Genomic DNA, 16,457 nt, shown 5'->3' on the forward strand with positions numbered 1-16,457 from the left:
ATGGTGGAGGGTGTAAGGTTTAAGGCGTAAGGTAAAGCATGAGAGATTATAAAAAACTTGACGTTTGGAAAAAGGCACATGAGCTAAATATGTTTATCAAACAGAATATTGCAACTCAATTTCCAAAAGAAGAGCGATTTGAATTAACCTCACAACTTACCAGGGCTTCTTTATCTATCCCCTTGAACATAGTTGAAGGATGTGGGAAATTTACAGATAAAGATTTTGCACACTTCCTTGATAATGCTTTAGGCTCTGCTAACGAGATAGATTATTGCTGTTTATGTGCTTCTGAATTAAAGTATATAAGCGAAGATGATTATTTAAAAGTAAACCAATCAATTAACGAAGTTAGGGCAATGCTAATTTCATTTTTAAAATTTTTGAGAAGTGGAGGGAAAAAGCCTTAAACCCTACACCTCAAACCTTATACCTCAAAAAAAATGCAACTATTCGACGTTTACCCACTTAACGATATAGAAATAACCAAAGCAGCAGGCAGTAATGTTTGGGATGCTAATGATCAACAATATTTAGATTTATACGGCGGTCATGCGGTAATTTCAATCGGACATACTAACCCACATTACGTAAATCGCTTAACTGATCAGTTAAATAAAGTTGGTTTTTACTCTAACTCGGTGAAAATTCCTTTACAGGTTCAACTGGCAGAGAAACTTGGTGAAGTTTCCGGTAAAAAGGATTTCCAATTGTTCTTGTGCAACTCGGGAGCCGAGGCCAATGAAAATGCTTTAAAACTGGCTTCATTTTATAACGGAAGAAAGAAAGTAATTGCTTTTACGGGTGCTTTCCACGGACGTACCTCTTTAGCGGTTGCCGTAACCGATAATCCTAAAATTGTAGCACCAGTTAACCAGACCGAAAATGTAATCTTTTTACCTTTCAATAATGAAATTGCTTTAGAAGAAACCTTTAAAGCACAGGGTAATGAAATTTCGGCTGTTATTATTGAAGGTATTCAAGGTGTTGGCGGGATTAAAGAAGCCTCGAAAAGTTTCTTGCAGAAAATCCGTTCACTTTGTGATGAATATAATGCCGTTTACATTGCTGATAGTGTACAATGCGGTTACGGACGTACAGGTTCATTTTACTCGCACGATTACTCAGGTGTTGAGGCCGATGTTTATACCATGGCGAAAGGAATGGGTAATGGATTTCCGGTAGCGGGAATCTCTATTGCGTCCAAATTTAAACCTTGGCATGGAGAGTTGGGTACCACTTTCGGCGGTAACCATTTAGCTTGCGCTGCGGCTTTAGCCGTTTTGGAAGTGATGGAAAAAGATAACCTCATCAAAAATGCGGAAGAAGTTGGAAATTATTTAATTGCTGAATTGAAGAAATTTGAGCAGGTGGTAGAAGTGCGTGGCCGTGGGTTAATGATCGGTATCGAGCTACCTGCAGAACTGGCGCATGTTAAAAAAGAATTATTATTTACACACCATATTTTTACCGGCGAGGCAAAACCGAATGTAATCCGTTTGTTGCCAGCCTTAAATTTAACGAAAGCACATGCTGATGAGTTTTTAGCCGCTTTTGAAAAAGCGGTAAAAGGTGTAGGGCAAAAGGCTTAAGGTGATGAGAGACTATAAAAAACTTGACGTTTGGAAAAAAGCTCATGAATTAAATATGTTCATCAAGAAAGATATTGCAATTAGGTTTCCAAAAGAAGAAAGGTTTGAATTAACGTCTCAATTAACTAGAGCAGCACTATCTATACCTTTAAATATTGTTGAAGGATGTGGAAGATTTACCGATAAAGATTTTGCTCATTTTTTAGATACAGCGTTGGGCTCAACCAATGAAATTGATTATTGTTGTTTATGTGCTTCAGAATTAAAATACATAAGCGAAGAAGAATATTTAAAAGTTAACCAAGCAATTAATGAAGTTAGGGCAATGCTAATTTCTTTTTTGAAATTTTTAAGAGCAGGTGGAGGGGAAAAACCTTAAACCCTACACCTTAAACCTTATACCTTAATATGAAACTTTTCACTTCCGTACACGATGTTCCAAGCATCAAACAGTTTGTAAATGATGCGCTTGCGTTAAAGGCAAACCCTTATGCCCACCAGGATTTGGGTAAGAACAAAACCTTAGGTTTGGTTTTTATGAATCCGAGTTTACGTACCCGGTTAAGTACGCAAAAAGCGGCCTTAAACTTAGGTATGAATGTAATGGTGATGAACCTGGATAAAGAAGGATGGGCTTTAGAAACACAGGATGGCGTGGTAATGAATGGTTCAACCGTTGAACATATTCGCGAAGCTGCTGCGGTGATGGGCCAATACTGCGACATTTTAGGCTTGCGTTCTTTTCCGAAACTGAATAACCGTGAGGAAGATTATAGCGAAGATTTCTTCAATAAATTTGTGAAATATTGCGCGGTACCTGTAGTGAGTTTGGAGAGTGCAACACGCCACCCTTTACAAAGCTTTGCCGATATTATTACCATTCACGAAACCTGGACAAAGAAACCTGATGGTCGCAAACCTAAAGTAGTTTTAGCATGGGCGCCTCATGTTAAAGCATTGCCTCAGGCAGTACCAAATTCTTTTGCAGAGTGGATGTGCAAAGCTCAGGCGGAAGGGATGATCGATTTTACAATCGCGCAGCCGGAAGGTTACGAACTTTCGGAAGATTTTACACCTGATGCCAATATTCAGTATAATTTAGAGGAAGCTTTGGCTGGTGCCGATTATGTGTATGTGAAGAACTGGAGTAGTTATAAAGAGTACGGAAAAGTATTGACTTATCCTGACGGCTGGATGATGAATAATGAGAAATTAAAATTCACAAACGATGCTAAAGTGATGCACTGCCTGCCTGTTCGTCGTGATCTGGAATTATCATCGGAAATTTTGGACGGACCAAACTCACTGGTTATCCACGAAGCAGGGAATCGTTTATGGGCTGCACAGGCAGTAATTAAAGCGATGCTGGAAGAATTGAAATAACATTAGCTGTGTGGGAGCGCCGATGAAAAATATAACAACAGATTTCGAACAGATTATTTTGATCATTACTGAAGCCCGGAACCGGGTTTACAGTAAAGCAAATGCAGAGCTGGTAATGTTATATTTTAATGTTGGTCAAATTGTTTCTGAAAAGGTTGCGAATGGCAAATGGGGTGAGGGGACTGTAAATGATTTAGCAGATTATATTGCGGAGAAACAGCCATTATTGAAAGGATTTAACCGCCGCGGACTTTATAGAATGAAACAGTTTTATGAAGTTTACAGTGATAAAGAAATTGTGTCATCACTGCCGACACAATTTCAAGGTGCTGATATCGACTTGGATAAATTTGTGTCAGCACTGCTGACACAAATTAGCTGGACCAACCATTTGTTGATTTTAGCTAAAACAAAAACAAGTGAGGAGAAATTATTTTACCTCTATCAGAGTATAAATGAAAAATTATCTTCACGTGAACTCGAGAGGCAATTAAATTCTGCTACTTTTGAACGAATTATGCTTGGTAATAAGTTTAATTCGACAATCATCAAACAACTTCCCCAAGGAATTTTTAAAGATCCTTATATCTTTGAGTTTTTAGCTTTACCAGAAATTCATTCGGAAGACGATCTACAACAAGCATTAATTAAAAATCTCCAAAATTTCATATTGGAAATGGGTAAGGCTTTTACTTATATGGGTAGTGAGTATAGGTTACAGGTTGGAAATAAAGATTATTATACAGATTTGCTGTTTTACCATCGTGATTTGCAATGCATGGTTTTGTTCGAGTTGAAGATTGAAGAATTTCAACCTGAATTTTTAGGGAAACTAAATTTCTATCTTGAAGCTTTAGATAGGGATGTAAAACGACCACATGAAAATCCGAGTATTGGCGTTTTATTGTGCAAAGGTAAAGACATTGAAGTTGTAGAATATGCTTTGGCCCGGAATTTATCACCAGCTTTAATTGCAGATTATGAAACGAAACTCATTGACAAAAAGCTACTAGTAGAAAAACTACATCAGCTTTCAGAAATTTTTTATAGAAATGAAGAATAAACAACTCACTATCATAAAAATCGGCGGAAACGTAATCGATAATTCAGAAAATCTACACCAGTTTTTATTGGATTTTACAGCACTGCCAGGAGATAAAATCCTGGTGCACGGCGGGGGTAAAATTGCAACGGAGCTGGGCGAATCGCTAGGCATTGAAGCCAAAATGATTGATGGTAGAAGAATTACCGATATCGAAACCTTGCGTATTGTAACGATGGTTTATGCCGGACTGATCAATAAAAATATGGTTGCCCAGCTACAGGCCAAAGGGAGTAATGCGATCGGTTTAAGTGGAGCTGATGGTAATGTAATTAGAGCAAAAAAGAGACCGGTTATTACCAAAACTTACGGAGCTGAAAGCGGACCAATGGCAGGAGCTGTAATCGATTATGGTTTTGTTGGTGATCTGGACGAAAACGCTGTGTCTTCAACAACTTTAGAAAGTCTGTTGAAAGCTGGCTTAGTTCCGGTTTTATGTGCGATTACACATGATGGTGATACACAACTTTTAAATACGAATGCCGATACCATCGCCTCTTCGGTTGCGGTAGCCATGTCGGCTTTATACGAAACACGTTTGGTATATTGCTTCGAGAAAAAAGGGGTGCTTAAAAATGTAAATGATGATGGTTCAGTAGTGAGAGAAATCAAAGCTGATGAATTTGAAGGGCTAAAAGCAGATGGAACGGTGCAAGGTGGAATGATTCCTAAATTGCATAATGCTTTCGAAGCGATTAAAAAAGGAGTTTCGGCAGTGTATATCGGTAAAGCCGATGAACTGGCTGAGCTTGCTGAGGGAACTTTTGGTACAAAAATGCTGAAGTAAGGATTGAAGGTATAAAGGTTGAAGGCGGAGGGTTTTAGGCGGGACTTGTAACGAATAGCAGGACTGAACATTAATAGCAATGCTGGAATTGCTTTTCAAAAGGAAATATAAATCAGTTTAAACCACTGAAATAAAATAAAACGAACCACATGAAGAAAATAGCCATAATCGGTAGCGGAAATATCGGTTTATCTTTAGCAAAAGGATTGGTTAAAGCCAATTACACCACAACCAAAAACATTATCTTAACCAGACGCAACACAGCCAATTTATATAAGTTTGCACAAGAGCGCTACAAGGTTACAGCGAATAATGCCGATGCAGCAGCTGATGCAGATGTGATCATTTTAGCTGTTTTGCCTCAGCAATTAAATGTGGTTTTAGAGGAAATCCAATCGGCCATAAATCCTGCCAAACATTTGGTTATTTCGGTAATCTCAGGTGTAAGCTGCGCAGCGGTTAGGGAAAAACTGGATAGCAATGTTCAAATTATCAGGGCAATGCCGAATACGGCTATTGCAATAGGGCAATCGATGACTTGCATTGCAAGCGACAACGCTTCGCCACAAAATTTGGAAGACGTAACCCGCATGTTTGAAACGGTAGGTTCGGTAGTTAAAATAAACGAAGATTTAATGACTTCGGCAACGGCACTTTGCGCCTGTGGTATTGCCTTCTTTTTAAGGGGAATTAGGGCTGCAAGTCAAGGTGGGGTAGAAATTGGTTTTCATGCGGATGAAGCTTTAAAAATGGCTGTTCAAACGGCTAAAGGAGCGGCCGATTTGCTTTTATTACATGGAACACACCCAGAATCAGAAATAGATAAGGTAACTTCGCCCAAAGGTTGTACCATCGCAGGTTTAAATGAAATGGAACACAACGGTTATAGCTCTTCGTTGATAAAAGGTATTAAACTTTCGGCCTTAAAAGCGGGAAATTTGTATACTAAAGAGGGTTAGAGGTGTAGGGGTTTAGGGCATAAGGTCTTAATTGCAAACATAAAACTGAAAGCCAAAATAAAAGGTAGAAAGTTTAAAGACGGGTTTAGTCTTGATACTTAATACTAATTACTTGATAATATGTCATTAGAAAATATACAAAAAGAAAGTCTGGATTTATTGCGACAGTTGATCCGCATCCAGTCTTTTAGTAAAGAAGAAGATCGGACTGCGAATTTAATCGCCCAGTTTTTGGAGGAGAGAGGGATTAAGACTCAACGCAAAATGAACAACGTTTGGGCTTACAACAAACACTTCGATGCCACTAAACCAACATTGCTTTTAAACTCACATCACGATACCGTTAAGCCAAATTCTGGTTATACCCGCGATCCTTATGATGCAGCAATTGAAGGTGATAAACTGTTTGGTTTGGGAAGTAATGATGCCGGCGGTTGTTTAGTCTCATTAATTGGCACATTTTTATACTACTACGAACAGGAAGGTTTAAAATATAACATTTGTTTGGCGGCCACTGCAGAAGAAGAAATTTCCGGAAACAATGGCTTGGAATTGGTTTTGCCAGATTTAGGTGAACTTGAATTTGGTATTGTTGGCGAACCTACAGAAATGAATTTAGCCATTGCAGAACGGGGTTTGTTAGTTTTGGATTGTGTATCGCATGGTAAAGCCGGGCACGCTGCCCGTGAAGAGGGAGAAAATGCCATTTATAAGGCCTTGAAAGATATTGAATGGTTTAGAAATTACCAGTTCCCGAAAGTATCGGAGGTTTTCGGTCCGTTGAAAATGACGGTGACTATTATCAATGCAGGTTCGCAGCATAATGTTGTACCGGCAAATTGTACCTTTACGGTTGATGTACGCGTAACCGATGCCTATACCAATGAAGAAGTATTAGAGATTATCAGGGCAAATGTTGATTGTGATGTTACCCCGCGTTCGATCCGTTTAAAACCATCGTCGATTGATAAAAATCACCCGGTTGTTCAGGCCGGAGTAGCACTTGGCAAAACGACTTATGGTTCGCCTACTACTTCTGATCAGGCGCTGTTAGATATTCCATCAGTAAAATGTGGTCCGGGTTTTTCCGGCCGCTCGCATATGGCCGATGAATTTTTATATGTTAGAGAAGTAGCTGAGGGTGTTGAAGGATATGTTAATATGTTGCGACCTGTAGTTATTGGCTAAGCTAAATCAAAATTCTTATAATATTGTTTATCTTTACGTGATGAAAACATATCCTAATTTCATAGAGATCGATGCAAATAAACGTTTCGGCAAGCCTTGTATAAAAGGAACAAGAATTGCAGTTTATGATGTGTTGGGCTGGCTGGCCAATGGCATGACGATTAAGGGTATTCTTGAAGATTTTCCTGAAATTAGCGAAGAAGAAATATTTGCGTGCCTGGCATATTCGGCTGATAGAGAACACAATATTAGAGTGGCCTAGTGAAGTTGCTGTTCGATCAAAATATTTCTCATAGAATTATAAAGCTTTTAGCGCATGATTTTCCAGACTGTGACCAAATCCGGCGTTTAAATCTGGAAAATAAATCAGATAAAGAAATCTGGGAGTATGCAGGTCGAAACAATTATGTTATTGTTACTTTCGATGCAGATTTTTATGAATTTTCAAATCTATACAGTCATCCGCCAAAAATAATCTGGTTGCGGTTTGGTAATAACACAACAATAGGAATTGCACAAGCATTAATAAATAAAATAGATCTAATAACTGATTTTATTAAGCAGAATGAGTTTTCTTGTTTGGAACTTAAATAAATCTTAACCCTGGATAATAATAAACGCCCAATGAAAATCTGGCAAAAAAATATAGATGTAAATCAGTTTGTAGAAAGTTTTACGGTTGGAAAAGACCGTGAACTGGATCTGCAAATGGCAAAGTTTGACGTATTGGGCTCTTTGGCGCATACTCAAATGTTAGAAACCATTAATTTGCTAACCGCCGAAGAACTAAAAACCGTTCAGCACGAGTTGAAAAATATTTATGCAGAAATTGAAGCTGGAAATTTCACCATCGAAGACAGTGTAGAAGATGTGCACTCGCAGGTAGAGTGGTTGCTTACTCAACGCATTGGCGAAGCAGGTAAAAAAATCCACAGTGGCCGTTCGCGTAACGATCAGGTTTTGGTTGACTTAAAACTTTTCTTTAGGGCCTGCATTGAAGATATGGTTGGCCAAACTTCAACCTTATTTAACCAGTTAATTGAACTGAGCAATACACACAAAGATAAATTAGTTCCAGGTTATACACATTTACAGATTGCCATGCCATCATCTTTTGGCTTGTGGTTTGGTGCTTATGCCGAAAGTCTGGCAGATGATATGGAGCTGATGCTGGCTGCATGGAAAATCTGCAATAAAAACCCACTGGGTTCCGCTGCTGGTTATGGTTCTTCATTCCCTTTAAACAGAACTTTAACAACCCATTTGCTTGGGTTTGAAACTTTAAACTATAATGTGGTTTACGCGCAAATGGGACGTGGCAAAACCGAAAGGATTTTAGCACAGGCCATGAGCGCGGTTGCAGCAACTTTAGCTAAAATGGCCATGGATGTTTGTTTGTTCATCAATCAGAATTTCGGATTCATCAGTTTTCCGGCAGAACTGACTACAGGGTCGAGTATTATGCCGCACAAAAAAAATCCTGATGTTTTTGAGCTGATCCGCTCGCGCTGCAATAAAATTCAGGCTTTGCCGAATGAAATAGCCATGATGATTACCAATTTGCCATCAGGTTATCACCGCGATTTACAGTTGCTAAAAGAAAACCTTTTCCCGGCAATCACTTCATTAAACGAATGTCTGGAGATCGCTACTTTCATGTTCCAGAATATCACGATAAAGGATGATATTTTGAAAGATAAAAAATATGATTACCTGTTTAGCGTTGAAGTAGTAAACGATCTGGCTTTACAAGGTGTCCCATTTAGAGAGGCTTATAAAATTGTTGGCGAGCAGATAGAAAATGGCAGTTTTGCACCTTCTGGCCAAATACACCATACACATGAAGGAAGCATTGGCAACCTGTGTAATGAGCAGATTTCTGCAGCAATGCAAGCTGTTTTGTCGCAATTTGGTTTCGGAAAAGTGAATAAAGCAATTGAAGATTTGGTTAAATAAATTTTGCTAAATTTGTAATTATGACAACTTTAACAATAGAAATTAAGGATAAAGACGCAGGTTTTGTAAAAGAATTCCTTAGCAAAATTGGTGCTAAAGTTAAAACAGAACCAACAAGCCAGATAACTTCTGAAATTGCTCAGGCTTTAAAAGAAATTAAGGAAATGCAGCAAGGAAAACGGAAGCCTTTAAGTTTAAGAGATATTTAATGGCTAATGAGGTTATTTATTCAAACGTTTTTATAAAAAAAGCCAAAGTCTATAAAAAGAAATATCTTTCTTTAGTAGAAGATCTCTACGAACTCGAAGAAAAACTTCTTGAAAATCCGCAGCAAGGTACTGATCTAGGTGCAGGTTTATACAAAATTAGACTTGCTGTAAAAAGCAAGGGAAAAGGTAAAAGTGGAGGATTTAGGATAGTAACTTATTTAGTTTCAACTACCCCCGATGGTACAATTATCAATATGTTAACCCTCTACGATAAATCAGAAGAAAGTAGTATTGATAAGAAAGAACTTCAAAAAATAATTAAAGCATTATAAATCTGCTAACATTAGCATTCAATATATAAGTATGAAAGTTTCAGTATTAGCCAGTTCATTAATTGGCTCAGAAATTATAAAAATTGGTAACGAGGTTAATGAAATGAAACGCAAAGGCGCTTCAATTGCTAACTTAACCATAGGCGATTTTGATGCAAACATTTACCCAATCCCAACTGAACTAAAAGCCGGAATTGTGGAGGCGTACAATGCTAATCAAACCAATTACCCTCCTGCTGATGGTGTTCTGCCTTTGAGAGAAACCGTTTCTGAATTATTAAAAGATAGATTTGGACTGGAATACAACACGAATAGTATTTTAGTTTCTGGTGGCTCCCGTCCATTAATTTATGCTACTTACCTGGCTTTGATCGATCCGGGAGATACCGTGGTTTTCCCTGCACCATCCTGGAACAATAACCACTACTCACATTTAACTTCAGCAAAAACAATTGCGGTAGAAACCGATGCTGCACATAACTTTATGCCAACAGCTGCGCAATTAAAACCGCATTTAAAAGGCGCAACTTTATTGGCTTTGTGCTCGCCATTAAACCCAACCGGAACCATGTTCGATGCGGATTCGTTAGCTGAAATCTGTGATGCCGTTTTAGAAGAAAATGCTTCACGTGGTGCTGATGAAAAACCACTGTACATGATGTACGATCAGATTTATTCGCTTTTAACTTTCGGAAAAGAGCATGTAAATCCGGTTTCTTTACGTCCGGCGATGAGACCGTTTACCGTTTTTGTTGATGGTAGCTCGAAATGTTTGGCTGCAACTGGTGTACGTGTAGGATGGGGTTTTGGTCCGGAAGATATTATTAATAGAATGAAAGCATTGGTTGGTCATATGGGTGCCTGGGCACCGAAAGCTGAGCAAGTGGCGATGTCTAACTATTTTAATGATAAAACACAGGTAGATACTTTTTTGACCAGTTTTAAAGGCCAGATACAGGATAGTTTAAATGCCCTTTACAATGGTTTTAATGAACTGAAAAATGAAGGCTTTAATGTTGATGCCGTGGAGCCAATGGGTGCCATTTATTTAACCATAAAAATCGATTACATCGGAAAAACAACTGAAGATGGTCAAATTTTAAAAGACAGTGCAGATGTAAACTTCTATCTGATCAAAGAAGCCGGAGCAGCATTAGTGCCATTTTCTGCTTTCGGAAATGAAGACAGCATGCCATGGTTCAGGGCATCTGTTGGTGCTTGTACCCTGCAGGATATTAAAGACATGTTACCAAGGATTAAAACGGCTTTGAGTAAGTTGAAATAATTATCTGTAGGTATAGGACAATATAAGCGTTTTTTTGGAACGCAATTGTTGTACTAACTGGTTACTGCAGCCCTGCTTTTTGTTCCAACAAAAGCTGAAAAAGCTTTTTGTTTCCACTTCAATCAGGTTTATTTAACCTGGAGCTGAGCAAGTCGGTTTTAATAAAATATATAGAAACCCTCTTCAATTAATTTTGAAGAGGGTTTTTTGAGTTATCCTGAGAAGTACATTGATTTGTCTCTTAACCCCGACCGTCATACTGTCCCGAAGCTTGGGAATCAGCATCTTTCTTGCAAGATAGACCCTGAAATAAATTACCTTCGGTGAGCTCGCTAAGGCTCGGTTCAGGGTGACGATTTTACTATAGACTCCAGACTAAGGACTTTGGACTAAAACTCCAAACTAATCTTCACGACTTCCATCATCAGCCATTCTCACCATTTTAGGCTCAAATTTGGCAACTACATCAACCAGTTCGGTTTGTGCTGCCATTACTTTGTTAATGTCTTTATAGGCCATTGGTGCTTCATCTAAACCTGCGCCAATTAAAGTAACGTTGTGATCTTTTAAAATGGCTTTCATATCCGATTTGGTAATCGATTGAATGGCTTTTGTTCTGCTCATTAATCGCCCTGCACCATGTGAAGCCGAATTGATAGCACTCATTTCACCTTTACCGCGCACTAAAAATCCGGGTGCTGTCATACTTCCGGGGATAATCCCCATCACCCCTTTACCTGCTGGCGTAGCCCCTTTGCGATGAACAATCACTTCCTCGCCATCAAGCATTTCTTTCCAGGCAAAATTATGATGGTTTTCTACTTTAGCTAAAACTTTAGCGCCAATGGCTTTGGTTAATCTTTTATGGATCACCTCATGACAGGCCGAAGCATAATCGCCGGCTAAGTTCATGGCAATCCAATATTCTTGCCCTTCTGCAGAATTTAAATCCAAATAAGCCAGATTTGTAGCCTCTTTCGGGAGTTTACAGATATCTTTTGCCAGTTTGGTATAATGACCAGCAATGGTTGCACCCAATCCACGGGAACCTGAGTGCGTAAGTAATGCTACATAACGCCCTTTATCGATATTTAAAATTTCATCGCGTTCTGCAAAATCAATAATCCCCCATTCTACAAAGTGATTTCCACCACCCGAAGATCCCAATTGTGCCCAGGCCTTTCCATGTAAATTTTTGAGAAAAGCTGTGGAGTTGAAAGCCTCATTTTCTAAAACATCGTGGTCGGCTTTTTCACGGCCATTAAAATTCTGACCTGCACCAAATTTGGTAAAAGCAATTAACTCTCGTTTGTACATGGCATCTTTCCCGAAATAATGTTTCTCTGGAATATCGAAAATGCTCAACGCCATTCGGCAGCCAATATCTACACCTACACCATAAGGAATAATTGCATTTCTGGTTGCTAAAACACCACCAATTGGCAAACCATATCCTTGGTGGGCATCGGGCATTAATGCACCAGCTACCGAAACAGGCAGTTTCATCGCAATATTCATTTGATTCCTGGCCCCTTCTTCGATATAATCAGCACCGAAAATCGAATATTCTTTTGCGTTGTTGATCAGTGCAATGGTCTCGTCTGATTTTGGATTGGCTTCCTCAATCACAGCCGCTGCCAGTACACTTAATACTTCATCATCCAAAAAACTTTCCGGATAATCTTTTACTTTTTTAAATAAGGCCAGTAATTCTTTTTCTTCAATATCCCTGAAATTTTCATTCAGGATAGCTAAAGCCAGACCTACTATTTTTCCTTCGGAATAACCTAATGCTATAAGGTTTTTTCCTGTTATGTTGTTGTTCATTGTTTAATCTTTTAATCGGCATAAAGTTCTGCTCTGATCTCAACAAGTATCGATTCGATTAGTTGAGCATCTGGTTTTTCCTGAAGCTTACTTTTTGTTGTTTCTTGTTCTGTTTGTAGCATTAGTTTTTCTGCCATTTTTAATACTTCGTCATAATCAAGTTCCCCTCTTTTTATTAAAAGTAACTCATCCCGATTTTGTCTTTTTACATTTAGTTCTCCATCGCGTACAATCTCAAGCGCTACCTGCAAAAGTCTAATGGTATGCATCATATTTTTGGCATCGTAATCTTTGCCATGGCTTTTATTTAAGCTGTACCTATTTTCATTTCGTTTTTCTACCCAATCCCAATATTCATTGTACTCTTTGCAATAAGATGAATAGCTATCCTTGTTGAAAAACAAATAGGCGATTTCTTGTTCTCCTATAGGTATTGATGAGACTGATACTTCATTTGCCGCTTCCTTATTTGCAATCCCCTTATAATTCAATTTCTTCTCCGCATCATAAAACAAGGCATACAGATCTTTAGCATTTGGAATTTTCGACAATCCACAATCAGCTTTCGAAATAGCATTTTTTGCAAGCCAGCTTTTCGCTTTTACAGATGAATAATTTTCTGTGATGAAACAAAAATCCAATACTGTTTTTCTGGTCTTCGGCATTGGATTTAAAATCTTCTTGTTCAAACCTTTTGCTTTTCTAATCTGTGTTAAAGCATATCCGCCAAAGGTATCTTTGCACAGCTTTGATAAAATCATGTCAATATTTAGTTTATCCATTATGGGATGCTTATATAATATACATTCTTCTGGTGTTGCCAGGATTTCTACAATATTTGGATTGTTCTTAATCAATAATTCAATAAAACGGCCAATTTCATAGTAAACTTCATCATTACTTTCATTGCTTATCTGTGGGATATACTTCAAACCAAAAAACATTTCTTTTGGCATATAATATATTCCTTTAATATCAGTATCAGATTGTGGAGTATCTAACCCATAAGCCTTACTCCCGCTTAAACATTCAAACAACAGTAAATTTTTATCCTTTAAATCTTTAATCGTCATAACGGGTTATTGTATCTCTAAAAAATGTATCAAGCATTTCTGCATTAAAACTTTCTTTTGGTAAATCTTTGGCTCCTTCAGTACAGTTTTTAAATTCAGCATCAATGTATCTGCTCAACTCAGGAGCTATCTTGATGATAAAACCTTCTGCTGAGGTCGATTTTAATATGATTAAATCCCTTACCAATGTTTGAAGATGCTCGGGCATTAATGTTAAAAGCGGCCCGATGGTCATCGGCGCTATCGTGTTTTTCTCCAAGCACCATTTAGCCGAAAGTAAAGGACGAAGTACATAAAAAAGCTTCTTTATTTTAATTTCGTCTTCATTTACCACCGTTTCTAGTGCGCTGTGTGCTATTCCTAAATAATGATTGATATTTGTTTTTCTGTAAAAGTATGATTGACAGAGTGTCCATAAATCATTTCTAAAATTACCCAGTTCACTATAAATGATTGGCGATTGTAACCATTCGAAAGGAGTAGTATTAGATTTCCGTATCAATTTAAGCACCTTCCTGATGTCCCATCCGTAAATATCCAGCTCATAATTAATAGGAAAACCCAATTGATCATCCTTATCCTGAACAGAAAGATAAAAATTGAGCGGGCGCACATAAATAAAGCGGACATCGAAATCACTATCCGGTGAGGGAAATTCCCACCCCCTGCTACCTGATTCACATGCAAATAATATTTTGATATCATTTGATCTTTCTATTTCTGTAAGTCTGTTTATTATTGTGGTTTTCATTTTATTCTTCATTAATCCCCGGTAGGTAATACTCACCTAACCGAGGGGTTTCTAAATTTAATTTATTTTACGAAGATCTGCTTCAATTGATCTACAATTTGTCCACTGCCCGATAAGCTGATGTTGTTGATTTTCTCAGCGATTTTCTCTACGTATTCCATCTCTTTCAACTTATACAACATGCTGTTATCTTCCATTAATTTGGCGGTATTCAACAAACTTCTGGTCGAGGCCGTTTCTTCTCTTCGGGTAATGATATTGGCTTGCGCTCTTTTTTCGGCAACTAAAACCTGGTTCATAATTTCCTTAACGTCACCTGGTAAAACGATGTCTTTAACACCACAGTTGGTTAATTTTACACCCAAATTTTCAACCTTATCTAAAGTGATGGCCATTACCATTTCAGCAATTTTTTCCTTGCTTTCCATCAATTCGTCAAAAGTCATTAAGCCAATAGATTCTCTTAATGCCAATTGCATGGTGATGTATAATTGTTTTTCAAATTCCTTGTTCTCCAATAAGGCTTTGATGATGTCATCAACTTTATATTGAATACTGAAGTTTACCCTCAATTGTGCTTTATCTTTAGTTAAGATTTCTTGTCCGATAATCTCCATATTCAATTGCCTCATATCGGTTTTTAAAACCTGAACGGTGGTACTGTTTTTCCAGTAAACGTAGTTTCCAGCTTCCAATACGTTTTCAAATTTACCATCGATAAATAACAAGGCTTTTTCGAATGACTCTACTTTGTAAGCCCTGATGTAATTCACTAATGGTGCTTTCTCCAACAAATTTTTGTCAATGGTTTCATCGATTTTGATATTGCTGATATTTACTTTAATAAAATCATAAGTCGATAAACCTTTCCAGATGGCATGTCTGCCAGCGGTTAAAACATTCTTGAAGTTTTTGTTTTGATAAACCAAAGCCAATTCATTATCGGCCACACTTACCAAGTGAATCAAATTCACAAAATCTATGTTTTCCAACAAGATATCTAATTCAGCTACCGAGTAATAATACTCTTTGGCCATGTCGTACAAAGTAATGTTTTCACCGAAACCTAACCAATAAGTTCCTGCGGTTAAAACGTTTTTTAATTTTCCTTTTTTAAACACCAATCCAACATAATTGGTGTTAATGGTTACTCTTTTCATGTTTTCTGGAGTTAGCCCACCTAAATCCTCCCCTAATGGAAGGACTTAAATGAGTATTGTTAATTTATTTTATTCTTTTAAAAGCGTTGCGGAAGAACATTTACCTGTTTTCTGCGGAAGTAAAAGTTTGTCAAGTTTGTTTAAAAATGAAACTTTGTTTTTCTACTCAGGCCTAAGCTCATGAAGCATTTTGCCTTTTCGTTTTAACTCATTTGATTTTTAAATCTTTTCTTGCTGCACTGATCCTTGCTGAACAAAACACAGATTTGCTTGTTGGATTTCGAAAAATCCTGAAGCCAAATGCGGTTGCGCAACGCTGGTTTTGGTGGGCGGTTTGAAAAGTTGCCCTTCTTTTAAGATGGAACCCTAATCCATTGCATTACCATTTTGCTATTCCAAGTGATGGTTGGAAGCAGGATTCGAACCTGCATGATTTGTTGTTATTCTACCCCTGAATTATTCCGATTGCTCGGAAGTGGGATTCGAACCCACGACACACAACGTGTTTAGACAGTCTATCATAATCCTGATCAGCATATTCTACGCATATTGCCCGAATACTTTGGGGCTATTCCGAAACCCACAACATTGGATCAGTTTTATTTAGTATTGCCATTCCGATTATTCATCAGAATTTCTTTATTTGGTCTGATTTGCACTTACATTACCCTGTTCCACCAATCGGGAACAGGGGCTTCTGGCTAGGCCAGTAAATTGGCACAAGCTAACGGAGAGCGCGTATTATTTTAAAACAGAGAACTGCCTTTTACAAATCAGATTGCTATTATTAATATTTATCAAAGAACATTATCGACTGGCGACATTACAAAGATGCCACTACCACTACGCGACC

Annotated in this window: 18 protein-coding genes; 14 read left to right on the forward strand and 4 right to left on the reverse strand. The window is 37.9% G+C overall.

Annotation, left to right across the window (positions count from 1 at the left end; translation table 11 throughout):
• Positions 1–38: 38 nt before the first annotated feature.
• The 14 genes from AC07YT_RS11485 (at position 39) to AC07YT_RS11550 (ending at position 10,793) form a co-directional block, all read left to right on the forward strand.
• Entirely contained in the window at positions 39–410 is a 372-nt protein-coding gene (locus AC07YT_RS11485) for a four helix bundle protein (protein ID WP_086548014.1), read from the forward strand.
• Between the two features lie 33 nt (positions 411–443).
• Positions 444–1,592: an aspartate aminotransferase family protein gene (locus AC07YT_RS11490; RefSeq protein ID WP_086548013.1), complete on the forward strand. Its 1,149-nt coding sequence runs from the start codon at positions 444–446 to the stop codon at positions 1,590–1,592.
• 4 nt (positions 1,593–1,596) lie between these two features.
• Positions 1,597–1,971, forward strand: coding sequence for a four helix bundle protein (locus AC07YT_RS11495; protein WP_086548012.1), 375 nt, complete (start codon positions 1,597–1,599; stop codon positions 1,969–1,971).
• Positions 1,972–2,000: 29 nt separating this feature from the next.
• Positions 2,001–2,975 (forward strand): Rossmann-fold NAD(P)-binding domain-containing protein, encoded by a 975-nt coding sequence (locus AC07YT_RS11500; RefSeq protein ID WP_086548011.1) that lies wholly within the window; start codon positions 2,001–2,003, stop codon positions 2,973–2,975.
• A 22-nt stretch (positions 2,976–2,997) separates the two neighbouring features.
• Positions 2,998–4,038, forward strand: coding sequence for a PDDEXK nuclease domain-containing protein (locus AC07YT_RS11505; protein ID WP_494945321.1), 1,041 nt, complete (start codon positions 2,998–3,000; stop codon positions 4,036–4,038).
• On the forward strand, positions 4,028–4,864 hold the full coding sequence (gene argB, locus AC07YT_RS11510) for an acetylglutamate kinase (protein WP_086548010.1): 837 nt from the start codon (positions 4,028–4,030) through the stop codon (positions 4,862–4,864). Before AC07YT_RS11505 ends, argB begins: the two co-directional genes overlap by 11 nt.
• 149 nt (positions 4,865–5,013) lie before the next feature.
• Positions 5,014–5,823 carry a pyrroline-5-carboxylate reductase gene (gene proC, locus AC07YT_RS11515; RefSeq protein WP_086548009.1) on the forward strand — a complete coding sequence of 270 codons (810 nt, stop codon included), beginning with the start codon at positions 5,014–5,016 and terminating at the stop codon, positions 5,821–5,823.
• Between the two features lie 120 nt (positions 5,824–5,943).
• A complete protein-coding gene (locus tag AC07YT_RS11520; RefSeq protein WP_086548008.1) occupies positions 5,944–7,011 on the forward strand; it encodes a M20 family metallo-hydrolase in 1,068 nt (355 codons plus the stop codon).
• Between the two features lie 40 nt (positions 7,012–7,051).
• A complete protein-coding gene (locus AC07YT_RS11525) occupies positions 7,052–7,273 on the forward strand; it encodes a DUF433 domain-containing protein (protein WP_086548007.1) in 222 nt (73 codons plus the stop codon).
• Complete coding sequence (locus AC07YT_RS11530) at positions 7,273–7,605, forward strand: DUF5615 family PIN-like protein (protein WP_086548006.1); 333 nt, start codon at positions 7,273–7,275, stop codon at positions 7,603–7,605. The genes AC07YT_RS11525 and AC07YT_RS11530 overlap by 1 nt, the downstream gene beginning before the upstream one ends.
• 30 nt (positions 7,606–7,635) lie before the next feature.
• Positions 7,636–8,967 (forward strand): argininosuccinate lyase, encoded by a 1,332-nt coding sequence (gene argH / locus AC07YT_RS11535; protein WP_086548005.1) that lies wholly within the window; start codon positions 7,636–7,638, stop codon positions 8,965–8,967.
• A 20-nt stretch (positions 8,968–8,987) separates the two neighbouring features.
• Positions 8,988–9,176, forward strand: a complete 189-nt coding sequence (locus tag AC07YT_RS11540; RefSeq protein ID WP_086548004.1) for a hypothetical protein — start codon at positions 8,988–8,990, stop codon at positions 9,174–9,176.
• A complete protein-coding gene (locus AC07YT_RS11545) occupies positions 9,176–9,508 on the forward strand; it encodes a type II toxin-antitoxin system RelE/ParE family toxin (RefSeq protein ID WP_086548003.1) in 333 nt (110 codons plus the stop codon). Before AC07YT_RS11540 ends, AC07YT_RS11545 begins: the two co-directional genes overlap by 1 nt.
• Before the next feature lie 31 nt (positions 9,509–9,539).
• Positions 9,540–10,793 carry a pyridoxal phosphate-dependent aminotransferase gene (locus tag AC07YT_RS11550; RefSeq protein ID WP_086548002.1) on the forward strand — a complete coding sequence of 418 codons (1,254 nt, stop codon included), beginning with the start codon at positions 9,540–9,542 and terminating at the stop codon, positions 10,791–10,793.
• A gap of 402 nt (positions 10,794–11,195) precedes the next feature.
• Here AC07YT_RS11550 and AC07YT_RS11555 read toward each other — a convergent pair whose 3' ends face one another.
• The 4 genes from AC07YT_RS11555 to AC07YT_RS11570 form a co-directional block, all read right to left on the reverse strand.
• Positions 11,196–12,620, reverse strand: coding sequence for an RtcB family protein (locus tag AC07YT_RS11555; RefSeq protein ID WP_086548001.1), 1,425 nt, complete (start codon positions 12,618–12,620; stop codon positions 11,196–11,198).
• A gap of 11 nt (positions 12,621–12,631) precedes the next feature.
• Positions 12,632–13,693 (reverse strand): DNA polymerase beta superfamily protein, encoded by a 1,062-nt coding sequence (locus AC07YT_RS11560; RefSeq protein WP_086548000.1) that lies wholly within the window; start codon positions 13,691–13,693, stop codon positions 12,632–12,634.
• On the reverse strand, positions 13,683–14,444 hold the full coding sequence (locus AC07YT_RS11565; protein ID WP_086547999.1) for a nucleotidyltransferase domain-containing protein: 762 nt from the start codon (positions 14,442–14,444) through the stop codon (positions 13,683–13,685). Before AC07YT_RS11565 ends, AC07YT_RS11560 begins: the two co-directional genes overlap by 11 nt.
• A gap of 62 nt (positions 14,445–14,506) precedes the next feature.
• The gene (locus AC07YT_RS11570; protein WP_086547998.1) at positions 14,507–15,604 is read right to left on the reverse strand and encodes a slipin family protein; all 1,098 of its coding nucleotides are present in this window, start codon (positions 15,602–15,604) and stop codon (positions 14,507–14,509) included.
• Positions 15,605–16,457 lie beyond the last annotated feature (853 nt).

The organism is Pedobacter sp. GW460-11-11-14-TSB4, from assembly GCF_059423705.1.